Annotated in this window: 26 protein-coding genes; 8 read left to right on the top strand and 18 right to left on the bottom strand. The window is 59.4% G+C overall.

The features are described 5' to 3' along the window. The first annotated feature begins 158 nt into the window (after positions 1–158). From HMPREF2787_RS00890 to HMPREF2787_RS00880, 3 genes are all read left to right on the top strand, one after another. Positions 159–1,025: a MetQ/NlpA family ABC transporter substrate-binding protein gene (locus HMPREF2787_RS00890; protein WP_070858135.1), complete on the top strand. Its 867-nt coding sequence runs from the start codon at positions 159–161 to the stop codon at positions 1,023–1,025. 64 nt (positions 1,026–1,089) lie between these two features. Continuing rightward, entirely contained in the window at positions 1,090–2,139 is a 1,050-nt protein-coding gene (locus tag HMPREF2787_RS00885; protein WP_049190340.1) for a methionine ABC transporter ATP-binding protein, read from the top strand. A gap of 65 nt (positions 2,140–2,204) precedes the next feature. Beyond that, positions 2,205–2,837, top strand: a complete 633-nt coding sequence (locus HMPREF2787_RS00880) for a methionine ABC transporter permease (protein WP_224433327.1) — start codon at positions 2,205–2,207, stop codon at positions 2,835–2,837. A gap of 24 nt (positions 2,838–2,861) precedes the next feature. On the opposite strand, the gene HMPREF2787_RS00875 is transcribed toward HMPREF2787_RS00880, so the two are convergent. After that, entirely contained in the window at positions 2,862–3,773 is a 912-nt protein-coding gene (locus tag HMPREF2787_RS00875) for a sucrase ferredoxin (protein WP_070549721.1), read from the bottom strand. A 164-nt stretch (positions 3,774–3,937) separates the two neighbouring features. Here HMPREF2787_RS00875 and HMPREF2787_RS00870 point away from each other — a divergent pair, with 164 nt between their 5' ends. Next, complete coding sequence (locus tag HMPREF2787_RS00870) at positions 3,938–4,618, top strand: AMIN-like domain-containing (lipo)protein (protein WP_070858134.1); 681 nt, start codon at positions 3,938–3,940, stop codon at positions 4,616–4,618. A 39-nt stretch (positions 4,619–4,657) separates the two neighbouring features. On the opposite strand, the gene HMPREF2787_RS00865 is transcribed toward HMPREF2787_RS00870, so the two are convergent. The 3 genes from HMPREF2787_RS00865 to HMPREF2787_RS00855 all read right to left on the bottom strand — a co-directional run bounded on the left by HMPREF2787_RS00865 (position 4,658) and on the right by HMPREF2787_RS00855 (position 7,527). Further along, positions 4,658–6,322 carry a Y-family DNA polymerase gene (locus HMPREF2787_RS00865; protein ID WP_070603511.1) on the bottom strand — a complete coding sequence of 555 codons (1,665 nt, stop codon included), beginning with the start codon at positions 6,320–6,322 and terminating at the stop codon, positions 4,658–4,660. Next, positions 6,322–7,017, bottom strand: coding sequence for a hypothetical protein (locus HMPREF2787_RS00860; protein WP_070603657.1), 696 nt, complete (start codon positions 7,015–7,017; stop codon positions 6,322–6,324). Before HMPREF2787_RS00860 ends, HMPREF2787_RS00865 begins: the two co-directional genes overlap by 1 nt. A gap of 204 nt (positions 7,018–7,221) precedes the next feature. Continuing rightward, positions 7,222–7,527, bottom strand: a complete 306-nt coding sequence (locus tag HMPREF2787_RS00855) for an antibiotic biosynthesis monooxygenase family protein (RefSeq protein ID WP_070858133.1) — start codon at positions 7,525–7,527, stop codon at positions 7,222–7,224. Positions 7,528–7,592: 65 nt separating this feature from the next. Here HMPREF2787_RS00855 and HMPREF2787_RS11210 point away from each other — a divergent pair, with 65 nt between their 5' ends. Both HMPREF2787_RS11210 and HMPREF2787_RS11205 read left to right on the top strand, forming a co-directional pair. Next, a complete protein-coding gene (locus tag HMPREF2787_RS11210) occupies positions 7,593–8,084 on the top strand; it encodes a hypothetical protein (protein ID WP_246824121.1) in 492 nt (163 codons plus the stop codon). A gap of 124 nt (positions 8,085–8,208) precedes the next feature. After that, on the top strand, positions 8,209–8,355 hold the full coding sequence (locus HMPREF2787_RS11205; protein WP_246824119.1) for a hypothetical protein: 147 nt from the start codon (positions 8,209–8,211) through the stop codon (positions 8,353–8,355). Between the two features lie 4 nt (positions 8,356–8,359). Here the strand turns inward: HMPREF2787_RS11205 and guaA are convergent, their stop codons facing one another. The 4 genes from guaA to guaB form a co-directional block, all read right to left on the bottom strand. Further along, complete coding sequence (gene guaA, locus HMPREF2787_RS00845; RefSeq protein ID WP_070858132.1) at positions 8,360–9,934, bottom strand: glutamine-hydrolyzing GMP synthase; 1,575 nt, start codon at positions 9,932–9,934, stop codon at positions 8,360–8,362. 13 nt (positions 9,935–9,947) lie between these two features. Beyond that, the gene (locus tag HMPREF2787_RS00840) at positions 9,948–11,696 is read right to left on the bottom strand and encodes an FAD-dependent oxidoreductase (protein ID WP_070549717.1); all 1,749 of its coding nucleotides are present in this window, start codon (positions 11,694–11,696) and stop codon (positions 9,948–9,950) included. A 119-nt stretch (positions 11,697–11,815) separates the two neighbouring features. Beyond that, entirely contained in the window at positions 11,816–12,964 is a 1,149-nt protein-coding gene (locus HMPREF2787_RS00835; RefSeq protein ID WP_016422120.1) for a GuaB3 family IMP dehydrogenase-related protein, read from the bottom strand. A gap of 50 nt (positions 12,965–13,014) precedes the next feature. After that, positions 13,015–14,544, bottom strand: coding sequence for an IMP dehydrogenase (guaB, locus tag HMPREF2787_RS00830; protein ID WP_070858176.1), 1,530 nt, complete (start codon positions 14,542–14,544; stop codon positions 13,015–13,017). A 263-nt stretch (positions 14,545–14,807) separates the two neighbouring features. Between guaB and HMPREF2787_RS00825 the strand changes: the two genes are divergently transcribed. Further along, positions 14,808–15,176, top strand: coding sequence for a DUF5319 domain-containing protein (locus tag HMPREF2787_RS00825; protein WP_038629374.1), 369 nt, complete (start codon positions 14,808–14,810; stop codon positions 15,174–15,176). 137 nt (positions 15,177–15,313) lie between these two features. Further along, complete coding sequence (locus HMPREF2787_RS00820) at positions 15,314–15,637, top strand: WhiB family transcriptional regulator (protein ID WP_016422117.1); 324 nt, start codon at positions 15,314–15,316, stop codon at positions 15,635–15,637. A 119-nt stretch (positions 15,638–15,756) separates the two neighbouring features. Here the strand turns inward: HMPREF2787_RS00820 and groL are convergent, their stop codons facing one another. The 10 genes from groL to HMPREF2787_RS00770 form a co-directional block, all read right to left on the bottom strand. Continuing rightward, a complete protein-coding gene (groL, locus tag HMPREF2787_RS00815) occupies positions 15,757–17,361 on the bottom strand; it encodes a chaperonin GroEL (RefSeq protein ID WP_070858131.1) in 1,605 nt (534 codons plus the stop codon). A gap of 19 nt (positions 17,362–17,380) precedes the next feature. After that, a complete protein-coding gene (gene groES / locus HMPREF2787_RS00810) occupies positions 17,381–17,680 on the bottom strand; it encodes a co-chaperone GroES (RefSeq protein WP_005510054.1) in 300 nt (99 codons plus the stop codon). Between the two features lie 156 nt (positions 17,681–17,836). Beyond that, positions 17,837–18,481, bottom strand: coding sequence for a hypothetical protein (locus HMPREF2787_RS00805; RefSeq protein ID WP_070858130.1), 645 nt, complete (start codon positions 18,479–18,481; stop codon positions 17,837–17,839). Positions 18,482–18,584: 103 nt separating this feature from the next. Continuing rightward, the gene (gene tsaD / locus HMPREF2787_RS00800) at positions 18,585–19,664 is read right to left on the bottom strand and encodes a tRNA (adenosine(37)-N6)-threonylcarbamoyltransferase complex transferase subunit TsaD (protein ID WP_070858175.1); all 1,080 of its coding nucleotides are present in this window, start codon (positions 19,662–19,664) and stop codon (positions 18,585–18,587) included. A 58-nt stretch (positions 19,665–19,722) separates the two neighbouring features. Continuing rightward, positions 19,723–20,151 carry a hypothetical protein gene (locus HMPREF2787_RS00795; protein ID WP_042388422.1) on the bottom strand — a complete coding sequence of 143 codons (429 nt, stop codon included), beginning with the start codon at positions 20,149–20,151 and terminating at the stop codon, positions 19,723–19,725. 55 nt (positions 20,152–20,206) lie between these two features. After that, positions 20,207–21,943 (bottom strand): pyruvate dehydrogenase, encoded by a 1,737-nt coding sequence (locus HMPREF2787_RS00790; protein ID WP_016422112.1) that lies wholly within the window; start codon positions 21,941–21,943, stop codon positions 20,207–20,209. A gap of 38 nt (positions 21,944–21,981) precedes the next feature. Then, positions 21,982–22,461, bottom strand: coding sequence for a ribosomal protein S18-alanine N-acetyltransferase (rimI, locus tag HMPREF2787_RS00785; protein WP_070858129.1), 480 nt, complete (start codon positions 22,459–22,461; stop codon positions 21,982–21,984). Continuing rightward, positions 22,458–23,108, bottom strand: coding sequence for a tRNA (adenosine(37)-N6)-threonylcarbamoyltransferase complex dimerization subunit type 1 TsaB (tsaB, locus tag HMPREF2787_RS00780; RefSeq protein WP_070858128.1), 651 nt, complete (start codon positions 23,106–23,108; stop codon positions 22,458–22,460). Before tsaB ends, rimI begins: the two co-directional genes overlap by 4 nt. Positions 23,109–23,138: 30 nt before the next feature. Continuing rightward, a complete protein-coding gene (alr, locus tag HMPREF2787_RS00775) occupies positions 23,139–24,752 on the bottom strand; it encodes an alanine racemase (RefSeq protein WP_070858127.1) in 1,614 nt (537 codons plus the stop codon). Further along, positions 24,749–26,419, bottom strand: coding sequence for an NAD(P)H-hydrate dehydratase (locus HMPREF2787_RS00770; RefSeq protein WP_070858126.1), 1,671 nt, complete (start codon positions 26,417–26,419; stop codon positions 24,749–24,751). The genes alr and HMPREF2787_RS00770 overlap by 4 nt, the downstream gene beginning before the upstream one ends. Positions 26,420–26,434 lie beyond the last annotated feature (15 nt).

The raw sequence follows: 26,434 nt of genomic DNA, 5'->3' as shown, positions 1-26,434 counted from the left end.
AAGTCACACCTCAGCCACGTTCGACTGTTTAGGCTGAAGTTGAATTTTCAGCACTACCTGGGCAAGTGCTAGCCTTAACCCCAGAATTAAAGACAGCTTGGTCTAGTTCTGCCTTAAAACTTCAGCTAACAAATCCCATTAAATAAGGAGACCCCTCGATGAACCTCAAGCGTTTTTCCGCCGGTGTACTTACTGTCGCGTTCGCCGCAACCGGCCTTACCGCCTGTGGCAGCTCGGATGACGCCATTCGTATCGGCACCACGGATGCCGGCAAGAAGGCCTGGACCGTTTTCGAGCAGAAGGCTTCTGAACAGGGCATCGATCTGGATGTTCAGCCCTTCTCCGACTACCAGACCCCGAACCGTGCACTCGATGAGGGCCAGCTCGACGTCAATCTCTTCCAGCACATCAAGTTCTTGGCTGAGTACAACGTCGGCGCTAAGTCGGACCTGACTCCGATTGGCTCGAGCGAAATTGTCCCGCTGGCTCTGTTCTGGAAGGACCACAAGTCGGTTGATGAGCTGAAGAAGGGCACCGAGGTCGTCATCCCGAACGACCCGTCCAACCAGGGCCGCGCTATTAACGTGCTGGTTCAGGCTGGCCTGCTGAAGCTGAAGCAGGATGACCTGCTGACCCCGTCCCCTGCTGACATCGATAAGGAAGCTTCCAAGGTCACGGTTCTGCCGGTGGATGCCGCTCAGACTCCGGCCGCCTACGGTGAGGGCAAGCCTGCCATTATCAATAACTCCTTCCTGGACCGCGCTGGCATCGACCCGAACACCGCCATCTTCCAGGATGACCCGAACTCCACGGAGGCAGAGCCGTACATCAACGTCTTTGTCACCAAGGCTGAAAATGCTGACAACCCGAAGTACGCGGAGCTCTCCAAGATCTGGCACTCCAAGGAGGTCCAGGACGCAGTCGCTGAGGACTCCAAGGGCACCTCGGTTCCGGTTGACCGTTCGGCTAAGGAGCTGCAGGACATTCTGGATCGCGTCGAAGAGCAGCAGCGCGAGCAGAACTAACGCCACTGCCACCTAAGCACCGCCCAACACCAGGGAACACAGACCAAGGGGCACTGATTCACTCGTGACCAACAAGGGAACGAAGCTCGAATTCCGCGAGCTGAACAAGCAATTCGGCGACGTCACCGCGCTCGCCGACATCAACCTAACCGTTGAACCCGGCGAAATCCTCGGCGTCATCGGTTATTCCGGCGCTGGTAAATCAACGCTCATCCGTATGATTAACGGCCTGGAAAAGCCAACCTCCGGGCAGGTTTTGCTAGATGACACCGACATCGTCGGCATCTCCGAGCGCCAGCTACGGGGTCTGCGCCGCAATATCGGCATGATTTTCCAGCACTTCAACCTCTTCCATTCGCGCAACGCGATTCGCAACGTTGAATATCCGCTGGAACTGGCCGGTATGCCGAAGGCCAAGCGCCGCGCTCGCGCCCAGGAACTGCTGGAGTTCGTCGGTCTCGGCGACAAGGCGGAGTCCTTCCCCGAGCAGCTCTCGGGTGGGCAGAAGCAGCGTGTCGGCATCGCCCGTGCGCTCGCCACCGAACCGACGCTCTTGCTTGCCGACGAAGCCACCTCGGCACTCGACCCGGAAACTACTTCCGGCGTCCTGGATCTGCTGCGTCGCATCAATCGCGAAATGGGTGTCACTATCGTGCTGATTACTCATGACATGTCGGTTGTACGCGGTATCGCTGACCGCATGGCCATCATGGAAAATGGTCACATCGTCGAAACCGGTACGGTCCACGAGGTCTTTGCCAACCCCAAGACTGAGGTTGGCCGCCGCTTCGCCACCACCGCACTGCGCGATGTTCCAATTGGCCGTGAACGCGATTCGGTGAATCAGTCTGCCGAGAGCGCAGCGGCTCGCCTGGTCACCATCACTATCAATGACGGTGTTGACCTCGGTGCCCTAGCACAGGCCACTAGTGCCCACGGTGTCGCCGCCTCGGTGGCACACGGCGCAGTCGCCAATGTGCAGGCGAAGTCCTATGGTCGCCTTACTTTGCGGTTGACTCCGCTGACAGGTAATTCCGCCTCGGATTCCTCTGATTTCGATGCCGCCATTGCTGCTATTTCCGAACTGACACAGGTAGAGGAGCTTGCATCATGATCGGTCTCTTAAACTCTCTGCCATCGGTGAGTGGCAAGGACACCAACTGGGATAGCCTCGGCCCAATGCTGGGCGAGGCATTCGGCCAGACGCTCTACATGGTCTGTGTCGCCATGCTGATTGGTGGTGTTGCAGGTCTGGCAATCGGCGTGCTGCTCTACACCACCCGCGACGGTGGCGTGTTGCGCAACAAGTTTGTCTACCAGGTCCTCAATGTCCTGATTAACTTTGTTCGCCCAATCCCGTTCATCATCTTGGTTACGGCCATCGGCCCACTGACAAAGAACGTGGTCGGCACCACGATCGGCACCGAAGCCGCGGTGTTCGTCATGTCGATTGCCGCCACATTCGCCATCGCGCGACTGGTGGAGCAGAACTTGATGTCCATCGACCCCGGCGTGATTGAGGCCGCCCGTGCGATGGGCGCAAGTCCGTGGCGCATCATCCGCACGGTCGTCGTGCCGGAGGCACTGGGCCCGCTGGTACTGGGCTACACCTTCGCCTTCATCGCCGTGGTCGACATGTCAGCTATGGCCGGCTACATCGGCGGTGGCGGACTGGGCAACTTCGCAATCACCTACGGTTACCAGGCATTCGACTGGAACGTCACCCTGGTGACAACCCTGGTCATCATCTTCATCGTCCAGTTGGCGCAGATCTTCGGCAACTGGCTCTCCAAGAAGATTATGCGCAGGTAGCCGCGCACATTAGCTAGCCACTAGCTAGCGGCGGGTTACTTCGACCGCAGCCCAGCCCTTCTTTGGCCCTGGAGCATCACCGCAGGAAGACACAACGCCTTCCGTGGTGATTTTCTCCAGGGCCACTTCATATTCCACGACCTTGTCGCGGTCGCTGGGGCCGTCGTAAAGCGCGACGACTGCAGTCGTGCCGTCGACGTCAACGCGTGCGACATCGTCTACGCCCCACGTATCGGCTTGACGACGCACAGCCAACTCGGCCGCCTGCCCCTGCGGGGTGTAGATACCACGGCCGCGGCAGCCCTCTGCATGCACGATGCCCTGCTGAGCGTCTTCGATGACCCCCTTGGCATCCACCGCACTCAGACGTCCAAAGCTGTAATTCCATGGCAACAGCACACTCGCCGGCGCAAAGCGGTGCCCCTTAGAGTGCGAGGTTTCCCACACGACCTCTGGGTAGAGATTGTGCATCGCAGCAGCGAGCGGGCGACCTTTAATCGCACAGCAACGATCGCGCTTACCGTGCGTACAGATGAGAAACAGTGGATGGTCCAGACGAGTGGCCCCCTCGGTGGGCTGGCCAGGGCGGATATCCAGAGTCATCAGGTCTTCAACATCGGCAACCATGCGATGTTCGAGAAAAACCTCAGAGCCATCCACTGATTCACAATGCGCGATATAGACGTTAACGCCATCACACGGCTGCTGGCCGATTCGGCCTGGCTTTCGAATCAGCTGCAACGCGCCGCCGCGTTCAGACAACCAGGCCTCTACCTGACCGGTGATCTCTGCTCCCCATACCCCGCCGTCAAAAATATCGTGCGACCAACCGAGTTGGTGCTCCAACGCAATAAAGAGCTTTCCGGTCTTCGCAGTACCGGGAAGCGGCTCAGTCATCTGAGCGGAACAGGTGGTATCAAATTTGGCCTGGCTCATACGCCTAAGCGTAATTGAGTGCCCCCTGCGATTGGGTCTTAGGTCGCAGCGTTCACCCCTGTTTTGTTACTGTTGTGCAACACTTTGACAACAAATACTTCTGACCTCGACTTTTGTAGTTCAGCTTGTTGAAATTCCGTAACTGCGCACATACCGTCAGACGTATGAATACGAAATCGCTGGATGTTTCGCGCACCCGTACCCGTATCGCGGCATCCCTGTGCCTCGCATTGGGCCTGGCTCTCGGCGCTTGCTCCTCTGACTCATCCCCAGACTCGGCTGCTGCAGTGTCTATGAAGACTGACTCAACCGCTGGCACCTCCGATTTGTCAAGCAGCTCTAGCAGCTCCACTAGCTCACCTGCGGCGGCGCAAACCACCATGGATGACGATGCTGCTCCGGAGGGCGATTTCAATAGTTCCTCCTCAGAAGCTGCCCCTTCCGATGGCGCTTACTTGGGTATTGAAGATGTCCGTGTCGGTTCCCACGACGGTTACGACCGCATTGTCTTTGAACTCACGGGCGAGGGCACTCCGGGATATTTCGTCCGTTACGAGGATGTGCCGACCCAACAGGGCTCCGGCAAACCGATTTCGGTCGACGGCACAGCCAAGCTGGTAATCGACTTGCGGGGCATGGGTTACCCCTTTGATTTCCAGATGGAGGACTTCCCCTCTGACCCGGTCAAGCCGACATCGACGTCCGTTATTAAGGAAGTCGTTGGCGCCGGCACCTTCGAGGGACAGACTCAATATGTCGTCGGGCTCAAGGGAGATAAGACCCCATTCAAGGTTTTCTCGTTGAGCAATCCGAACCGCCTGGTTATTGACTTCCAATCGAAGTAATCGGGTTGCCCACCCCGGCGCCGGCCCCTCGCTAAGCCTCTACGCGTAAGCACCCTCGATTCTCCATACGCCGGCATGCCCTATGAGCAACCAGGCGGCGATGGTACCGTCATACGCTACCGCACGGATTTGTAGTCTTGCCGCTCGACGAGCCTCATCGGGCGCCCACCAGCGCTCATCAATCGGCCAGGGCCCAGCCCACGATGACACGCGGTACGTTGTCACTCCATGCCGCACCAGAGATGGTTCCGCCGTCATGGTCGCTCGCCCAGTTACGCCCACGGTCTGCCCATTGGCATCGAGCACTTCCACCTCAGCATTAGCAGTCGCGGGAATAGTTGCCGGATTGGGGGCAAGAACAGCTCCCGGCCACGGCTGATTATTTTCCGCGGTTTTTGTGTTTTTGGGGTTTTCTCCGAACGCGACAAATCCCACTCTTTCCCCTGGGCCACGCCCGCCCTGCATGATTGGTTGCTGTACTGCCTCTGACCCCAGTAACCCCTGCACACGCTCGGCAGCCCGGCGCGCTTTGGCTCGCGCATCATCACTACCGTGCCACAGATCCTGTTTTACAGTACCGGCGGCGACCACATCCAGTGGCTCTAACTGCAGCTCTACAATTCCGCGGCTGTCATCTCCATCATTTTCCTCAGCGCCGTCAACAGTTCCAGCAACAGTGCCGCTGTCCCCTCGTGGCTGCTGCCGATTCCTGTTATTCAGCCAGCCATCGAGCTGCCACCGAACCCTGTCAGCCGTAGTCTGTTCTGCCAGTGGCTCAGTGCAGCGCCATACTCTGCGCACCTCTGAGCCGTCACTAAATTGCGCCACTACCGCTAAGCGGTAACACGAATACCCATGGTTAAAAAGTTTTTCATGCAGTTGCCCAGCTAGAAAGCGCGCGACGAATGAGGCCTCATCCACTCTCCGGAGTGGACTCTCCCAAGACTGGTAACTCACAGCCAGTCCGGGCGGCAAAGATCGCGGCGCCACCAACCGCACTTCCCCACGGCAGGCCAAATCGTGCCATCTAGCCCCCTGCGCCCCAAACCTGTTGGCTATATCCCGCTTCGGTAACGCAGCGACATCCCCCAATGTGCGCAGGCCGAGTTCCTGCCACGACTTCGCAAGCTCTGCGGGCATCTCCAGTGCACTTTCCGCCCTCAGCTCCACCAGAGAGATTCCCTGCCGAAATCTTTTGCCTTCATCTTCCCCGGGAGCTACCAGCACTCCCCTGCGCGCTGCCAAAATAGCTGTCACAATATCGTCCGCGAGCCCCAAGCTGCAGTCCACGCCCGGTACCGCAGCGGCATCAAGCAGCTTTTCCAAGGCCACATCCTGGCCGCCGTAATAACGCATTACCCCTCGCGCTGCCACAACCGCCAAGCCTGGCCGTAGAGCTTCGACCCCAGCTGCCACCGCCTCCAACCGTTGCAGCACGGACTCGAATTCCGCAGCGTCGCGCACCGCACTTTCCTCGACAATCTCCAGCTCCGGGCACAACGCTTCCGCATGGCGACGGCTTTGCCCGCGCCGTACCCCTGCACGGCGCGCACTCGGAGAACAAGCAGCTACTCCGCTATCACCCACGATCGCAACTGGACTGAGCGGATTAGCCTGCGACGTCACAGATGCTAGATGCGCTGCCTGCACTGGCCAATCAGGAAGCCAGAGCGCCACCACACGATTCGATTCCGCCGCTGCCATTAGGACCTCCTCTGTGCGGGAAACGCGACCACATTGTTCTGTTCCACCTGTTCCCCCACCCGCCAACGGCACTGCCTCCGCGGAAACCGCGTCCCCGACACACTGACTTGGTAATCCACTGCCCGAATCCGGCCATAACCAGTACCAAGCCCGGAAACACCAGAAACAGAGCTGGAAATTTCCGCAGCAGCGCCCGGCCACTGCTGCCCGACAAAAACCAGAGCACAACCACTCGTGCGCAGTCGTGCCTGCAGCGGACGTGCCTGCGACGGTGGCGGAGTGCGCGCCAACGAAGCCACCACCAAGTCAACGCCGTCCGCCAACAGCCCAATTACTTCAAGTGGCTGCATCCCAGGATCTGGCACACAGACGATATTCGATAGCTTCCCGCCCAACTCCACCACGGAGAGCAACCCCTGTTCAGCGAGTCCAACTAGCGCAACATGCCCTGTCTTCGTGACTTCCGCGATTAGGCCTGCCAATACTGCACCGGGCTGTTCAATGACACTGACAGCCCCTTTTCGCACTGCTCCCGCCAACGTATTTTCCAACGCCTCCGGCACCGGCAGAGCCTCACCGAGCCCAAAGGTTGCACCAGTTGCAGTCCCACCAGACTGGGCTGCCATCGCCTGCCGCAATGCCGCAATAGTCTGTTCCTTAGACTGCCCCGCAGCAATATTGACCGCCGTTGTCACTTCTTGTTCCACCTCATCCCGCTGCTATCCCACTGCCATCTCACTGCCCTGCCCACCACGAACACTGCTCGAATATTCTTTCCCAGCAAGCGGATTAAACACTACCCTAAATAGAACGTACGTTCGATATTAATGTGCGAAGAAAAGCGCCGCACACCACCGCGCGACGCTCTAACCTCAGCCGAGTACTACATTTCGTACTACTTAGGCCTTCACATCCAGAACTACATCGAATTCGAGCAAATCAGCCGACGCCGACACCGGCTTGCGCTTTTCGCCCTCATGCGAAGCCTTGAAGGCACGGCCCTCACGCCACCCCTGGTAGGCCTCCTCGCTCTCCCACTCGGTAAAGACGAAGTAGCGGCTCTCTCCTGCAGTCGGACGCAGCAGTTGGAAACCAATGAAACCCGGCACATCGGTCATCTTTGAAGAGTTAGCGGAAAAGCGACGTTCGAGCTCTTCTCCCGCGCCCTCAGGAACAGTAATAGCGTTAATTTTTACAATGCTCATGGCCTTAACACTAGCCACACAACTCTCAACAATCTATAGCGCCACCGTTACTAAACTTAAGAAGTATGACTGAACGCAGCCAGCACCAACACTCTTCAGGCTCTTACCAAGACGCAGCCGAACGCACGACGAAATTTATCAATAGCCCCGTGCGACTGGGGACGGCAATTGGTGCCACCACCGCAGTGATCGCACTGCTCGCGCTGCTTAAAGCCCACATCATCGGCTCCATTGGCTGGTGGATCCTGATCGCGCTTCTACTCGCACTCATTGGCACCACACTTTTCGTGCGCCAGGCAAAAACATCCACCAAAGAAACTCGGCCCTCCTACTTCGCCGAGCCAATGCGCGAGTCACCAAACGACATCTCGTGGAATAGCAGTATAAGCGTGCTGCTCATCTTCCCCGGAGCATGGATCATTGCCGCCGTCGCCGAACGAATCTCCTCTACACCGGTCGCTTGCATCGTGACCCTAGTTCTGGCCGTCATCACCGCTACCTGCGCAATCCTGCCGCGGCAATTCGGCTTCCTCCCCCCTCGCCGCGCATCTTCCTGACAATTTCGCCCAGCGCTGCCCCTACCCCGCCGACTCACCAGAGGCCCGCATCCTCGCGGTCCTCTTCACCGCGCGTCTACGCGACGGCTACGTCTTCTTCACCGACCAGCTCCCCTATTTCGCCGTGCTTGACGACGATGCCGTGAGCGCAGCTCTCCACACCCTAGCCGCCGATAAGCGCATCACCATCGCCAAGAACAATTCGGCCCTGACGGAAGAGGGCCGTGCCCGCGAGTTTGCACAACTCACAGACACGGCCCTTGCCAACTAGTGGCTTACTCCCACTCAATGGTTCCCGGTGGCTTGGAAGTCACATCCAGGACCACGCGGTTGACCTCAGGCACCTCGTTGGTGATACGGGTGGAGATTTTCTCCAAAGTGTCGTACGGAACGCGGGTCCAGTCAGCGGTCATCGCATCCTCAGAGGAAACCGGGCGCAGCACGATTGGGTGGCCATAAGTACGACCATCACCCTGGACACCAACCGAGCGGACGTCGGCAAGCAGGACGACCGGGCACTGCCAGACAACCTCGTCCATACCTGCGGCCGTCATTTCCTCGCGTGCAATGGCGTCGGCGCGACGGAGGGTATCCAGACGCTCCTCATCGACAGCGCCGATGATGCGGATACCAAGACCCGGACCCGGGAACGGCTGGCGAGCGACGATTTCTTCCGGCAGCCCCAGTTCGCGGCCGACCGCACGGACCTCGTCCTTGAACAGCAGGCGCAGCGGCTCAACGAGGGTGAACTCAACGTCATCCGGCAGACCGCCGACGTTGTGGTGGCTCTTAATGTTGGCGGTACCAGAACCGCCACCGGACTCAACCACATCCGGGTACAGGGTGCCCTGGACCAGGAAGTCCACGGTCTCGCCCTCCGGAGCGCCCTCCAGCGCCTGTGCGACAGCGCGCTCGAAGGAGCGGATGAACTCACGGCCGATGGTCTTACGTTTGGTCTCCGGATCGGTGATATCAGCCAGAGCATCCAGGAAGACCTTGGAATCGTCGACGGTAATCAGCTTCGCACCAGTTGCGGCAACGAAATCCTTCTCAACCTGCTCGCGCTCACCCTGGCGCAGCAGCCCATGGTCGACGAAGACACAGGTCAGACGGTCACCAATAGCGCGTTGCACAAGCGCGGCGGCAACTGCGGAGTCAACGCCGCCAGACAGACCGCAAATTGCGCGACCGGTCTCACCGACCTGATTACGGACCTGCTCAATCAGCTCTTCCGCGATGTTAGCGGCAGTCCAGTCCGGCTCCAGGCCAGCAATCTCATACAGGAACTTCTCCAGAACCTGCTGACCATACGGCGAGTGGTTGACCTCCGGGTGGTACTGCACACCGGCCATGCGCTTTTCCAAGCACTCGAAAGCCGCTACCGGAGCACCCTTGGTGGACGCCGTAACGGTGAAGCCCTCCGGCGCCTTAGACACCGCGTCACCGTGGCTCATCCACACCTCGTGTGTCTCCGGCACACCAGTGTGAGCGACACCGCCACCGTCGACGACGTTCAGCTGCGTGCGGCCGTACTCACGGTCACCGGTAGCAGCAATCGTGCCGCCGAGCACCTCAGTCATCGCCTGGAAGCCGTAGCAAATACCAAACACCGGAATGCCCAGCTCAAGCCACTCTGGGTTGAGCTTCGGGGCACCTTCGGCGTAGGCACTGGACGGGCCGCCGGACAGCACCAGCGCAGCCGGGTTCTTGGCCTTAATTTCTTCGGTCGTCGCATCATGCGAGACCACTTCGGAATAAATTTTTGCCTCGCGCACACGTCGCGCGATGAGCTGCGCATACTGCGCACCGAAGTCCACGACGAGGACGGGCTTAGTCACCTGTTCAGACACGCCCTAAAGCTTATCAAGACTTACGGACTGCAGGCATACCCAGGTTCAGTGCAGCCGGAGCATCTTCCGGCACAGCCGGGTTCACCGGAGCAATCGGATCCAGGCGCACGTAGGACTCACCCTGCGCCGGACGCTGATCTTCCTCACCCTTATTCGGCCACAGCGACGTTGCACGCTCCGCATTCGCGGAAATCGACAGTGACGGGTTCACTCCCGGGTTGGCTGCCATCGCCGAACCGTCGTGAATCGAGAGCGTCGGGTAACCCCACACACGCAAGTACGGATCAACAACGCCGTTTTCGGGTGAATCCGAAATCGTTGCGCCGCCAATGAAGTGAGCTGTCAAAGGAATGTTTGCCAACTCACCGATAGTGCCCCCAGCCAGCACACGACCATTCCGACCACGTGCACTGAGCTTGTCCGCCGCACGTTGCGTAGCTTCGTTACCCGACGGAATCCACGTCGGATTCGGCTCCCCCTCGCCCTGCTTACTCATCAGGAAACGCACCGGCCCGATCTTTTGCAGGTACGTCGTAATCGAGTTGTCGCGATTCTGCATCACCAGAGAAATCACGGTGCGCTGCGACCACTTACGCAGATTCACGAGCTGCGTCAGGTAGTTAGGATGCTTTACGACGGTTCCCACAGCCTGCAACCATCGCGGAGTCCGACGACCTCCTTCGGTCATAATCATCTGCAGCATTGCGATGGCATTAGAGCCCTTACCGTAGCGCACTGGCTCGATATGGGTGTCCTCGTCCGGGAAGAATGACGAAGTGATGGCTACACCGTTAGAGAAGTCATTTTCCGGGTCCACCTTCGTACCCATCGCGCCCAAAATAGCCTCGGAGTTGGTGCGGGTCAGCTTGCCCAAAGATTTCGGCAGCAGCGGCAAGTGCCCATCGGCCTGCTGGCGATGCAACAAATTCTGTGTGCCCCAGGCACCGGCGGCGAGAATGACGCGCTTAGCGCTAAACTGCTGCTTGTCCTTAGCTACCCAACGGCCAGTGCGCTCAGTGTCAATAACCCAGGAGCCATCAGCCTGAGGATGCAGGCCAGTAACGGTAGTGCGGTCAAAGACCTGCGCACCAAACTTCTCCGCCAAGTAGAGGTAGTTCTTAACCAGGGTGTTCTTGGCATTGTGACGGCAACCAGTCATGCACTCACCACATTCCGTACAAGCAGTACGGTCCGGGCCGATCCCCCCGAAGTAAGGATCGGAAACTGTTTGCCCTGGCGCACCCTGTCCACCTGTCTTGGCTCCGAAGAACACACCCACCGGAGTCGAGCGGAAAGTATGACCCACCCCCATATCTTCGGCTACTTCACGCATGACGACGTCGGCAGGCGTGTCGGATGGGTTGGTGACCACCCCGAGCATGCGAGATGCATTGTCATAGTGCGGAGTGAGTTCTGACTCCCAGTCGGTAATGTGCCCCCACTGACGGTGCTGGAAGTATTCAGTACCCGGCTTATACAGAGTGTTTGCGTAGTTAAGAGAACCACCGCCGACGCCGGCACCAGCGAGAATCATGACATCTTTCAACATGTGCACACGCTGGACACCAAAGAGTCCCAGCTTAGGAGCCCACAGGTACTTGTGAAGCCGCCAGCTGGTCTTGGCAAAGTCTTTATCTTCGAACCGTCGACCAGCTTCGAGAACTGCCACTCGGTAGCCCTTTTCGGTCAACCGCAAAGCAGAAACAGAACCACCAAAACCGGAACCGACGATTACAACATCGAAATCACGTTGTTTACTCATGGGAAAAGCCACCTTCTCTAAGGGCGTAACGCTAATGCGCGGAACTCATGTTCCTAACCCTAAGCGGAGGTGGCTTTTCAGTAAGGTAGTTTTGCGAAAAAACCATCCGATTACTTTAATTAAAAACCTTTTGGACGTACCGACAGCTCAACGCGGTGGAAGGACTTCAGGTTGGTAAAGCCGCACTTGGCCATTGCGCGACGCAGGCCACCGGCGAGATTGCGGTCACCGAACGGCGAAGCGGAAGGGCCAAACAGAGCCTCTTCCAGGCTGACCAATTCCTTCTCATCGTCGACGACCGGCCACACCGCACCGCGCGGGTACTTCGGGTGTGCCGCAACAGACGGCCAGGCGTAGCCCTGCCCCGGAGCTTCGTGGACGGTTGCCAGCACACTGGACAGTGCCACAGCATCCGCACCGCAGGCGATTGCCTTGGCAATGTCACCGACGGTATCAATGCCGCCATCGGCAATGATGTGGACGTAGCGCCCCTCGGTCTCATCGAGGTAGTCCTTACGGGCAGCTGCAGCATCCGCAATAGCGGTAGCCATTGGCACATCGATACCGAGCGCATCCGGGGACGTCGTAAAGCCCGTACCGACAATCACACCAGCGGCACCTGAACGCATCAGATGCAGCGCAGTCTGGTAGTCGACAACGCCACCGGCGATAACTGGAACGTCCAGGCTGCCGATGAAGTCCTTGAGGTTTAGTGGTTCACCCTGAGCCGTGACATGCTCTGCGGAAATCAGCGTGCCCTGGATAACCAACAAGTCGATGCCGGCCTTGATAGCCAGCGGAGCCAGCTCACGGGCATGCTGCGGGGAGACACGAACTGCAGTGATCGCGCCGGTTGCGCGAATCTCCTTGATGCGCTCAACCAACAGGTCAGTATCAATTGGAGCAGAGTGCAGTTCCTGCAGCTTGCGGTTCACTGCCTCGGATTCACGCTTGGTGGCGGCATTCTTTGCCAACTCCACCAGCTCGGCGATCTTGTCCTGCGCATCGGCGTGACGGGCCCAGATACCCTCGGCGTTGAGAACCGCCAAACCGCCCAGGCGAGCAAACTCAGCGACGGATTCCGGGCTGGCGATGGCATCTGTCGGATGCATCATCATCGGGAGTTCGAAATCGTAGGCATCAATTCGCCAGGAGGTATCGACGTCCTTGGACGACCGGGTACGCCGAGTGGGAACGAGTGCAATATCGTCCAACTCGTAGGTCCGGCGTGCCTCGCGGCCAATACCGATTTCAACGATGTCGCGCATGAGCTTTCCTCACATGCCCTTTCCGTGGAATTTAACTCGACTAAGCCAGTTTAGCGCTGGTAGTAGTTCGGCGCTTCGACAGTCATCTGGATATCGTGCGGGTGCGACTCGCGCAGGCCTGCAGCGGTGATCTGGACGAACTGTGCGTCGTGCAGCTGCTCGACGGTAGCGGAACCGGTGTAGCCCATAGCTGCGCGCAGACCACCGACCAGCTGGTGAACGATGGAGTCGATACTGCCGCGGAACGGAACACGACCCTCAATGCCTTCCGGAACCAGCTTCTCTTCGCTCTTGACATCAGCCTGGAAGTAGCGGTCCTTGGAGTAGGAGCGCTTCTCACCGGTCAGGCCGCGGCCCTGCATAGCACCCAGCGAGCCCATGCCACGGTACATCTTGTACTGCTTGCCGTTGACGAAGGTGACCTCACCCGGAGCCTCAGCGGTACCTGCCAGCATCGAACCGAGCATGACGGAGGATGCACCGGCTGCCAGAGCCTTGGCGATGTCGCCGGAGAACTGCATACCGCCATCGGCGATAATCGGAACGCCAGCCTTCTTAGCTGCGACAGAGGCTTCCATAATGGCGGTGATCTGCGGGGCGCCCACACCTGCGACAACGCGAGTGGTGCAAATCGAGCCCGGGCCGATACCGACCTTGATGGCATCTGCACCCGCGTCAATCATGGCCTGTGCAGCGCCACGGGTAGCCAGGTTGCCACCGATAATCTGGATGTTCTCGCCGAATTCCTTCTTAACGCGGGAGACCATCTCAAGTACACCTGAGTTGTGGGCGTGAGCGGTATCAACAACGAGCACGTCTACGCCTGCGTCAGCCAAGGCGTGCGCGCGCTTCCAGGAGTCCTCGCCGGTACCGATGCCAGCACCGACCAGCAGACGGCCGGAACTATCCTTGGAAGCATTCGGGTACTGATCCTTCTTGACGAAGTCCTTGACGGTAATCAGACCAGTCAGGCGACCTTCGCCATCGACGATCGGCAGCTTCTCCACCTTGTGAGCGCGCAGCAGGTTCAGCGCCGCATCGCCAGACACACCCTGCTCAGCCACGACCAGCGGCATCGGGGTCATGATTTCGGAAACCTTGCGGTTCAGGTCTGCCTCAAAACGCATGTCGCGGTTGGTGCAGATACCGACCAGCTTGCCGTCCTTGTCGACGACCGGCAGGCCCGAGATGCGGTAACGAGCACACTTGGCATCTACTTCGGCGATGGTGTCATCCGGGGAACAGGTCACCGGGTCGGACACCATGCCAGCCTCAGAGCGCTTCACAATCTCGACCTGCTGAGCCTGCTCCTCGATAGACAGGTTGCGGTGCAGGATACCCATACCGCCCTGGCGGGCCATGGCAACAGCCATGCGGGCCTCGGTGACGGTGTCCATAGCAGCGGACACAACCGGAATGTTCAGACGCAGCTCACGAGTGAGCTGCGTCGAAGTATCAACGCCGGAGGGGATAACGTCCGAAGCATCCGGCAGCAGCAGGACGTCATCGAATGTAAGGCCGACTAGTGGAATCTTGTTGGGATTGTCTCCGCCGAGGCTAATTCCCGTGGGGTTGGTCATGGACTCCTCCTGCTCCACCCTTGCCGACATCCGGCCAGGGGCGCTATCGCTTCGTGGTTGCCAAACGTTATATACAGGGTAGTCCTTCAGTGATGAAACGCGACAATTAGGCGGAGCGACAGGTGCCCGACAAGGGTTAGCCGAAAGCTAGCTGAGGGTTATTCCAAGGTGAACTAAACCCCAACTAAGTGCATCGCCAATCGACAGGATTGCCGTACAGAGCTGTTACGGTAGTGGTTGTGAACCACAACTTTTTCTCATCCATGCCGCGGGATCCGTTCGAAGGAGATCCCAATGACCCGGCAAGCTTTCTCGAGCCGGATGAGCCGTTTGCTCCACTGACAGACCAGGAACGTCGAGAGGTTCTTGAAGATCTGGCCGCAGTTCGCCTATTCCGTACCGCTTTGAGCCCAGAGGGATTACTGGGCGTCTGTATGTTGTGTGAGGACTGCGGTGACGAGCACTTTTACAACTGGGAGGTTTTGGAAAACCACTACCTGATGCTCCTGTCTGGACAGGCATCTCCGGTTCACGAGCCACAATTCGATCCAGACCCCTCCCGTTACGCCCCATGGGACTACTGCGCAGGCTTTGTCGACGGTTTGCGTTCTCGACGACCTGGCCGTTTCTAAAAATTTGGTAAGAGTTTGACGGAATTGTTTGCGTAGTATCCCGGCTGGCCTCCTTAGGTTTACCAACCGTTCATTGTTGACCTCCACACTTGAGCTCACTGCTTCAAGAAAGCTCAATGAAGGAGACATCAATTCCGATGACGTACATCGACCACTTGCCCGGGCCCAATGCGGATTTGTGGGATTGGCAGCTGCACGGCTCGTGCCGCGGGCAGGACTCCGCGACCTTCTTCCACCCGGAAGGCGAGCGCGGACGCGCACGCAGCCTGCGTGAAGCCCGTGCGAAGGCTATCTGCCGTTCTTGCCCTGTTCTTATGCAGTGCCGTAGTCACGCACTCAAGGTTGGTGAGCCATACGGTGTCTGGGGCGGTCTCAGCGAATCTGAACGAAATGAAATCCTTCGAGCTAAGCCGGCCGCACGTGAACGCGAACTTGAACGCGTTCTAGTCACTGCCATGTAGTCCCTCTCCTCTCTCGGACTCCATCCAGTTCACATAAAAACCAAAATGCTCCCCACCCTCAGATTGAAAGGTGGGGAGCATTTTACGTGCCAAAGGCCCGGGCACTAGCTCACTGACAATTAGTGAGCGTGATCGTGCTGCGGCTCTTCCTCCGGCTTGTCCACAACAGAAGCCTCGGTGGTCAGCAGCATACGCGCCACGGAGGTTGCGTTGACGACTGCGGAGTGAGTGACCTTGACCGGGTCAATGACGCCGGACTCAATCAGGTTCTCGTAAGTGTCAGCAGCAGCGTTGTAGCCGTTGCCGTTCTCCAGCTCACCAATGTGGTAGACAACGACAGCGCCGTCCTTACCAGCATTCTCAGCAATCCAGAAAGCCGGACGGGTCAGAGCCTTGGCAACTGCACGGACACCGACTGCCTCGTCGCCCTCGAACTCGTCAGCGAATGCCTCGAGTTCACGGGAGATCTGCACCAGTACGGAACCGCCACCGGCGATGACGCCTTCCTGAGCTGCCGCACGAGCAGCGTTAATGGCGTCCTCGACGCGCAGCTTGCGCTCGTTGACCTCGGTCTCGGTAGCAGCGCCGACCTTAATGACAGCCACGCCGCCAGAGAGCTTCGCCAGACGCTCTTCCAGCTTCTCGCGATCCCAGTCAGAGTCAGTGCGCTCAATCTCGGCACGAATCTGGTTACGACGCTCTTCCACAGCCTCAGCGGTGCCGGCACCGTCAACCAGAACGGTCTCGTCCTTGGTAATGGTGATACGGCGTGCGTTACCCAGCACCTCAAGTCCAACGTCCTTCAGCTGCATGCCAGTGTCAGCCGTAACGACGGTTGCACCGGTGACAACTGCCAGGTCATCCATGAACGCCTTACGACGGTCACCGAAGTACGGTGCCTTCACTGCGGCAACCTTCAAGGTCTTGCGCATAGCGTTGATGACCAGTGCGGACAGAGCCTCGCCCTCGATATCCTCAGCCATAATCAGAGTCGGCTTGCCGGACTCGGCAATCTTCTCCAGAATCGGCAGGAACTCCGGCAGGGAGGAAATCTTCTCGCGAACGAGCAGCACCTGTGCACCGTCAAGAATTGCCTGCTGAGCCTCGACGTCGGTAATGAAGTACGGCGAGAGGAAGCCCTTGTTGAAAGACACGCCCTCGGTCACGGACAGCTCGGTGGCAATCGACTGCGACTCCTCCACAGAGACGACGCCGTCCTTGCCAACCTTGTCCATGGCACCTGCAACCAGGTCACCGATTTCAGTGTCGCGCGAGGAAACGGTTGCCACCTGTGCGATGGCAGCAGAGCTGCTGACCGGGGTGGCGCGCTGCTTCAGCAACTCAACCGCCTTGTCGGATGCAGCGTGAATACCGCGGTTCAGCGAAATCGGGTTTGCGCCGGCTGCAACGTTGCGCAGACCCTCGTGGACCAGCGCCTGTGCCAGCAGCGTTGCGGTAGTAGTGCCGTCACCGGCAACGTCATTGGTCTTGACCGCTACGGACTTAACCAACTGCGCGCCGAGGTTCTCAAACGGATCCTCAACGTCGATGTCGCGGGCGATGGTCACACCGTCATTGGTGACCAGCGGACCGCCGAAGGCCTTGTCCAGGACAACGTTGCGACCCTTCGGGCCAAGCGTGACCTTGACTGCGTCGGCAAGCGTGTCCACACCGCGCTTGAGGCCTTCGCGAGCCTCTTCGTTAAAAGCAATAAGCTTCGCCATGTGTGGGTACGTCCTCCCTTTAGTTCTCGATAACAGCCAGGATGTCGCGCTGAGACAGCAGCAGGTACTCTTCGCCCTGGTACTTCAGCTCAGTGCCGCCGTACTTGGAGAAGATGACGATGTCACCCTCCTTGACATCCATAGGAATGCGGTCATCGTCATCGGCCCAACGACCCGGACCAACTGCGATAACGGTAGCCTCCTGCGGCTTCTCCTTAGCGGAGTCCGGGATAACCAGGCCAGAAGCCGTGGTGGTCTCTGCTTCGTTGATCTGGACGAGGACGCGGTCCTCCAGCGGCTTGATGTTGACGTTCGCCACGATGAATTCCTCCATACATGCGGTGATGTGATGTTCTTGTGCCGGTTGGTCTGCCGTGCACAGCCGTCGTCGCGGGTGAACAACTGTGTGTCAAACAACCTTCGTTAGCACTCTACCCCTGCAAGTGCTAACACTCAACAATAGTGAGCGCTAATGCTAATTGGTCAGCTTGTCGGGGTTACACGCCATACGACCGAACGCAGTAACCGTCATTCCGTGTTCCTTGATGTACTCATCGCTAAAGCACGGACCACCAGAACCGGTTGTGTAACGACTGTCTGGCTCCCTCCTTTGCCAGGCACCTTCATCCCATTGGTAGACCGCCAGTCCACCACTGTTTGCGCGCCCACCCAGCGCCCACCATCCGTCACAGGCGACAATCGTAAAGTTTTCCTCCGTAGTCGGGAACGCCGATGCCTCGCAATCCCCACTGATCGGATAATCGGGCGTAGCCGTACTCGTAGTTTCCCTCGTCTTGGTTTTCTCCGGCGACTCCACCTTCACGGTCTCTGTCGCAGTCGCAGTAACAGTGAGCTTCGGTGTTACTTCATCCTTTGCACCTGCACCAGACCATTGCTCACCTCGACCACTCGCAACTAGGTAAAGCACCGCTGCCAGAGCGACGATCACCACAAGCAACAGCGCGACGACTGCCCATAACACTCCCCGACCACGACCGCGCTGCTCTTTAGCTTGCGGTGTTTGCGGTACTTGCGGTTCGCCCTGCGGTGCAAACAGCTCAGTCTGATTATGCGAATTATCGGATGGCTGAAGTTCCCACTCGCTGTAGTCTTTACTCATTTTTGGGCAAGCGCTTTCCTGTAATTGTCCTGCGATCCATGGCAGAGAAACAAGTCAAAGTCAGTTAACGAAATTTAACATGGATCCGAGGGGCAATCACTGCTTATTGCATTACAGGATTTTCCACTGGCATCGATGGGTCGGTCGGGCAGGCGTAGCCAGAGGGCTTGACCCCCGCGGCAATAAGGTAGGCGGCAGCTGCGCCAATCATGACACCGTTGTCGGTGCACAACTTAATCGGTGGCACGTGCAGCGTAATTCCCGCCGAGGTAGCTCGCGCCGCTGCGAGTTCACGCAACCTCGAGTTCGCAGCCACACCACCACCGAGCAGCAGCGTAGTGGCCCCCACATCCTGAGCTGCGCGAACGGCCTTCTTGGTCAATACATCGCAGACCGCCTCCTGGAAGGAAGCACAGACGTCCTCTACGGAGTATTCACGACCTTCCTTCTCCGCCGCCTCGACATAGCGGGCCACGGCGGTTTTCAAGCCGGAGAAGGAGAAATCATGGCGCGCATCCTGCTGGCGCATCATGGCGCGAGGAAACGCGATGGCCTTGCGATTTCCCTGCTTAGCCAACTTATCGATAATCGGGCCGCCCGGGTAACCCAACCCAAGCAACCTCGAAACCTTGTCGTATGCCTCTCCGGCCGCGTCGTCAAGCGTCGATCCGAGCTCCTCCATCGGACGACCAACCCCCTGTACGCGCAGCAGCTGCGTGTGCCCGCCGGAAACTAGCAGCGCCACTGCGTTGGATAGATCCGCGCCGTCGAGAGCTCCGACAGCAACGTGGCCACCAAGGTGATTAATGCCGTAGAAAGGCACACCCCAGGCGGCGGCATAAGCCTTCGCGCCTGCCGAACCGACCAGCAGCGCACCGGCGAGACCGGGTCCCACGGTAGCGGCGACGGCATCTGGGATAAAAGTATCGATACCGAGCTTGGCAGCTGCTTGCGCGCGCGCCTCGGAGACTACTGGCTGCAGGGCTTCCAAATGAGCGCGGGAAGCAATCTCCGGGACCACACCACCGAAGCGGGCGTGCTGTTCCATGGAGGATGCGACGACGTCGGCAAGCACTTCCACCTCGGGAATGGCGGGGGCGCTGGTGTCGGTGTCGTCGTAGCGCACACGCATCACTGCAGCGCCAGTCTCATCGCAGGAACTCTCGATTGCCAGCAGGGTCAACTCGGTCATAGCAGTCATGGTACTAGCGCACCACCGGGTCGCTTACCAGCGACCGAGTTTAAATTTCGAGGCGACCGAGGTTCCGCACAGCGGCACGCCAGAGAGCGTATTCCTCTGGGTAGTCATCGCGGTAGTGGCGCACGGCGCGCATACCGTGCTTAATACGCTCGATTTCCTCGTCGCCGATATCCTTGCCCTCGGCGTCGACAAATACGACCGTTCCGCAAATTGCGGTGGTGGGGTCGGTAAAGAAAGCCGAGTTGCCCGTAGCAGCCTCATTGCGGCCGAGGGACGCGACCGGATTCGGTTCAGCGCCCTCAGCCTTGGCCGTCGGGTTGTAGAGAGCGGCGTAATCGGCGCCGTCTTCCTGAAACGCCACCGAAACACGGTCGGAGGAAACTCCGCCGAGGAATGTAGCAGCGGCCTCCAACTCAAATTCGACGATGCGATGCGTCAGGTCAGGGTTCACCAGAAAACCTTTAATCATGGAAACAGAGGTACCGCACCGCACCCGCTCCCGCATCTCGAGAGCGCTACCCCCACTATGGCCGCGGGATGTTGCGGAGGTTCGACCGTGCCATGTTGATCATCTGACCAACGCCGCCGCCGAAGACGGTGCGAGTAGCGGCCTTGGAGAATCCCATCAGCATGTCCCAGGTGATGTTTGCCGGGATGGACAGGGCATTCGGGTCGGTGATCATGTCCACCAGCACCGGGCCGTCGTATGCCAGCGCCTCCTGAATCAGGCGAGGCGCATCGGCCGGATCTTCAATTCGGATGGCCTTGATACCCAACGACTCTGCGACTCCGGCGTAGTCCACTGCGTCGTGATCGGTCTCGTGCTCCGGCAGCCCCTGAACCAGCATTTCCAGCTTGACCATGCCGAGCGAGGAGTTGTTGAACACAAACATCTTGATGGGTAGCTGCTCCTGCTTCACGGTGATGAGCTCACCGAGCAGCATTGACAGGCCACCGTCACCGTTGAAGGTAATGACCTGACGGTCCCGGTCAGCAGCCTGCACACCAATGGCCTGCGACAGTGCATTGGCCATAGTGCCGTGACGGAAAGAACCAATCTGCTCTCGCTTGCCATTCGGCGTGACGTAGCGTGCAGCCCAGACATTGCCCATACCGGTATCGACGGTGAAGACGGCATCGTCATCGGCGTACTTATCAATCAGGTCGGCTACATACTCCGGGTGAATCGGGCGCATGTTCTCAACGTCGTGGGTGTATGCCTCGATGACGTGGCTGAGCAGGCGCTCGTGGTTCCGCAGCTGCTTGTCCAGGAAGGAGCGATCGGTCTTTTCATCCAGGTGCGGCAGGATGGTTTCAATTGTGGCAGCCACATCGCCGACGACTGGGTACTTCACCGTGGTACGACGACCGATGGCACGACCATCGATATCGACCTGTGCGACGTTCTTAGTCGGCAGGAAGTCGTTGTAGGGGAAGTCAGTACCGAGCAGAATCAACAGATCAGCATCGTTGGAGGCATCGTGGCAGGCACCGTAGCCCAGCAGACCGGACATGCCGACGTCATAGGGGTTGTCGTACTGGATGTACATCTTGCCACCCAGCGCATGTCCCACCGGCGACTTAATTTTCTCCGCAAGCTTGAGCACCTGTTCGCGGGCGTCCTTCACGCCTGCGCCACAGAAAAGCGTGACCGTTTTAGCCTCGTTGATTGCGTCGGCAAGCGCGGCGGCCTGACCGGCGTCAGGGAATACGACTGGGCGGCCGCTGCTGATAGTGGAGGTGACGAACTCATCATTCTCCACCTCATGCGTTGTAATGTCGCCCGGCAGAACCAGCACGGAAACACCGTGGCCAGTCATGGTCGACTGGATAGCGTGATGCAAAACGACGCCACCCTGCTCAGCGGAGTTGACCATCTCGCAGTAACCGGAGCACTCGTTGAAGATGAACTCCGGATGGGTCTCCTGGAAGAAGTTCGAGCCAATCTGGCGGGAAGGAATGTGCGATGCCAGCGCCAGCACCTTTGCGCCGTTGCGGTGGGAGTCATACAGGCCCTGAATGAGGTGGGTATTACCCGGGCCACAGGAGGCCGCACACACTGCTAATTCGCCGGTGACCAGGGACTCCGCGCCGGCGGCGAAGGCGGCAGCCTCTTCGTTGCGAACGTGCACCCACTCAATGGAGGACTCGCGCACAGCGTCGACAATGGGGTTCAAACTATCTCCAACGAGTCCGAAGATTCGCTTGACACCCTGCTTCTCTAGGGTTTCTACGAGCTGTTTTGCAAAGGTTTTAGCCATGTGCCTGGTTTAACGCAGATTAGTCAATACGTCAACATCTAGCTGGCTGACTCAGGCCGACACATCGTGTATGCATCCGCCCCAGAGCCCGGATAATAGTTCTTTCGCAGCCCCATATTCTCGAAGCCATAGCGCCGATACATGGCAATCGCGGGTTCGTTATCTGTGCGAACTTCTAAGAAAACCGGGCCCGGATCCTCCGCCACAGCCGCCATTAGCGCATCCATGAGCTGTGCGCCGAACCCCCGGCGCTGCCACTTCTGTCCCACACCGATAGTGTGAATCTCGTACTCGGCGGCCCCCGCAGGCCCCAGCTTGGTAATCCCCGCATAGCCGCACAGCTCTTCGCCCCCGTCCGCCTCTGCGATCAGCCCGATGTAGAAATTGTTCGGCGCGGCCAGCTCTGCCATAAAGGCCGATTCCGGCCAGGGATCATCGCCGGCAAACAGCTCCGCCTCAATCGCCGCACACGCCTTGGCCGCAGGAGGTCCGAGACGCACTAGCTTGACGACGCTCATCTCATAGCCTTCGGGACAACGGCATCCGGACGGCGCAAGTACAGCGGCACCGGTGGGCCCGGCGCGGAGTCAAAGTCGACCGCTTCAACCATGGTTTTCGGAGTGGGAAAGACTTGTTCGGCAGGAACCTCAAGCCCGGCAATTTGCTCGATGTGGCTGAGGCTGCCGCAGGCGTGGCTTGGCGCGAAGTCGGCGACTTCTGCTGCAAGTTCTTCCTTGAGCAGCTCCATGACGTCGGCTGGCTTGGCCACTGCCGGACCAAAAACCCGCTGGCCATCGCGGTAGGCGGCGAAGTACACTTCGCGGCGGCGGGCATCGGTGACGACCAGTTCATCGCCAACACCACCCGCGAGCGCATCCAGGCTGCAGATGCCGTAGCAGGGAATTCCCAGAGCGTCGGCGAAGGAGGCTGCGGTAGCCATACCAACGCGCAAGCCCGTAAACGGCCCCGGCCCACAGCCGACAACCACGGCATCTAGCTCGGTTGCCGCCACCCCACTGTCAGTGAGGCACTGCTGAATCAGCGGCACCAGCACCTCGTTGTGCGCACGGGCATCCAGGTGCAGCTTTTCGGCCACGGTTTCACCATCGCGGACAATTCCCGCGGTGACCTGTGGAGTCGATGTGTCAACGGCCAAAATGTTCATACTCAGTAACCTACTTGAACCGACTTGAAGCTACTTGCTCCACGTCCAGGTGACGACGCGGGCATCGTCGTCACGCGAACGATCGATACTCACCTGTAGATAGCGCTCGGAGAGCACCTCGGCGAGCCCCATTCCCCACTCGGCGACCACGACGCTGTCCTCAAGGTCGGTGTCCAAATCGAGCGAGTCCAGCGCATCGAAGGCCTCGCCATCGGAGCCGGGTCCCTCTTCGCCGAAGAGTCGATAGGCGTCGACGTGGATGAGGGTGACGCCGTCGGTTGCCAGCGGACGGTGCTCGCGGGCGATTGTGAACGTCGGCGACGTCACGCGACCGCGCACATTCATGCCGCGGGCGATGCCCTGCGTGAGGGTCGTTTTGCCCGCGCCGAGTGGGCCATCGAGAATCACCAGATCCCCAGCTGCCAACTCCCGGCCAATTTCCTCGCCGAGGTCACGCATGTCCTCTGCGGTTGGCGCGATGCGGCTGCGCACCCACTTTCGCTCGCTGCGTCCCTTCGGCGCGGTGAGGATTTCATAGTTAATGGTGCCGGATGCCTCCGCGAGGTCATCGAGACCGGGCTCCCCCAGTGCGGGATCACCAACGATAACCGCAGTGTCGCCGGCCTCGACATCGGTGTCGGGTCCCAGGTCGACGACGAATTGATCCATACACACGCGCCCTACCTGCGGATAGCGTGTGCCATTGATGCTGACCTCGAAATGCCCGGAGGCCGAGCGCATCATGCCGTCGGCATAGCCACAGGGCACGATGCCGACGGTGGTATCGCGGTCAGCTGTCCACGTCTGCCCGTAGGACACCGACTGCCCCGCCGGCAGCTTCTTGACCAAAATGACCGACGCCTCCCACCGCATCGCCGGACGCAATCCATGGGTGGCACCCACAATTGGCTCGCCACCATAAATCGCCAGCCCTGGGCGCACCATGTCGAAGGCCAGGTCCGGACGCGACAACGATGCCGGCGAATTCGCCGCATGGTTAATCAGCTCGTCCAGCCCCGCCTCACGCAGTGCCGCAATCGCAGCACGGAAATTCTGTGCCTGCTTATCGACGCTCTCGTTGCCCGGCTCATCCGCGCACGCAAAGTGCGTGAAAGCACCGGTGATATTCAGAGCACCGGTCTTGTGCAGCTCAACCAGCTGAGCGACCGCATGCTCAAAGTCCCCATTGGCCATAGAGAATCCCGAGCGGCCCAAACCCGTATCGACCATCACCGTCACACGTGGTGTCACCGACAGCGCCCGCCCGGCATTGGCCACGGCCAGCGCATGAGCCATCGACGGCAGACCGAGGTCAATATCTGCAGCCACAGCGCGCTGCACCAACGAGGTGGCTGCTGCGTCCCAGATCCAGGCGAGGATGGGGATGGTGTGGCCGTCGTCAAGCGTGGCGCGGAGTTCCTCGCGGAGGGAGAGCGCCTCGTCGATTGTTGCGACACCGAGTTGTGTTGCCCCGCCGGCCAGCGCGGCCTGCGCGGTCTGCAGCGCACCCTGCGAGTAGCCGTCCGCCTTGACGACGGCCATGAATTCCGACACCCCTGCGATGGCCTTGACGGTCTTCACATTGTGGGTGATTGCGTCGAGATTAACGGTATGGGTCAGGATGGCTGGTGCCGAGGAAGTCATAGCCGTATTTTGCCACTGCTGCCTTCGTTGGTGAACCATGCGGTGGCATCTCGGATGGATTCGGCGATGTCCTGGGCGCTGCAGGGTGCTGGTCCGAACTCTGTCTGCGCGGCCAAAAATGCGGCGCGCGCATGAATAATTGCTGGTACATAGAGGGCTTCGCCACGCGCTACCCAGGCGCCGAGGAGCCCGGACAGTACATCGCCAGAGCCCGGCGTGGCTGCCCAGGAGCTACCCGCGTCAACCACGACTGTGCGCTGCGTTGCCGGATTGGCAATCACGGTACGGCGCCCCTTGAGCAACACTTCGCAGGAGAACTGCTCGGCAAGTTCACGGGCGTCTGCGATGGGGTTAGTGACCTCGTGCCCGGTCAGGCGCTCGAATTCACCGGCGTGCGGCGTGAGAACAGTGCGCAGGTTGCGCTCCTGGCCGCGCTCACGAACGAGCTGTCGGATGTCCTCATGCTTCGACAGCAGTGTCAGTGCGTCAGCGTCGATGACCACTGGTTTGTCAGTGGCCAGAATGTCTCGCAGTTCCTCGGCGGCTTTCTCATCAGTGCCCCGACCGGGACCGACGACCCAGGCATCGACGCGTACCTCTTTGCGATCCACCGAGTCCTGCTGCGTAATGACCGTCGGCAAGGCTGCGGTGATGCGGTTGCGTGCGGCCGCGTCGCCGACATAGATGACCGCAGGACTGGTCGCATGCACGGCAGCGGTGGCGCACAGCTGACCTGCACCGGGATACGCCTCGCTACCGGCGGCGATTCCTGTAACTCCAGTGGAGTACTTGTGGTCTGCAGCACCGGGTTCGAGCGGGGTCATCGCGCCAAGTGGTGCCGGAAAGCTCCCGCCTAGGGCTTCGTAGAACTCCACGGTCGGAGTCTGGTGGTGGACGGCATTGTAGGTACCGTTTTCATAGAGCGTCTGCCCCAGTCCTGGAAGTTCGAGGGAGAAGGAGTCGAGGGAAATTTCATGTAATTCGACGGTGCCACAGGATTCGGACAGCGAGTGCGCGTAGCGCAGACCGCCGAAAGTCACCGTTGTCGTGGCCTCGACGTGGGATGGCAGGTACGGGTTCTGTCCTTCCTCCAGATCAGGGTCTGGATTGATGGTCTGGGCAGGCGGGTCAAAAGTTCGCCCGGTATCGGCTTCTACGCCGCTCGGCACATCAACCGCGAGAATGGGAACTTTGCCCAACCGCGCTTCGCGCACCAACCACGCGGCCTCTTCACGCAGCGCGCCGTGACCTCCGAGCCCCACGATGCCGTCGATGATCAGTGCGTAGTCTTCACTAATCGACCACAGAATCTTCGATAAATCCGTCTCCCGGTCACACCCCAACGGCAGCACCCGCCCACCTGCGAGTTCAAAAGCTTTCAGCGCCCGTTCATGCGGCTTCGAGCCCAGCAAAACCGCATCCACGCCATGCCCATCCGAGGACAAGTTTCGGCCAGCATAGAGTGCATCGCCACCATTGCCTCCCGATCCAACCAACAGCAGCACGCGACCGCGACCAGGCTCCGGAGATGCCTCTGAGAGCATCCGCTCCGCCACCTCCGACACAGCGGCGGCTGCGTGGCGCATGAGTTCGTCGTCACGCGTTTGTGCGTCCAGATAGGGCTGTTCCGCGGCGCGAATTTCGGCAGCTGTGTAGCAGTACGTCATAACCCCAGCCTACGA

Source organism: Corynebacterium sp. HMSC061H03 (genome assembly GCF_001838215.1).
Taxonomy (GTDB): Bacteria; Actinomycetota; Actinomycetes; order Mycobacteriales; family Mycobacteriaceae; genus Corynebacterium; species Corynebacterium jeikeium_D.
This window is presented reverse-complemented; position numbering and strand designations above follow the sequence as displayed.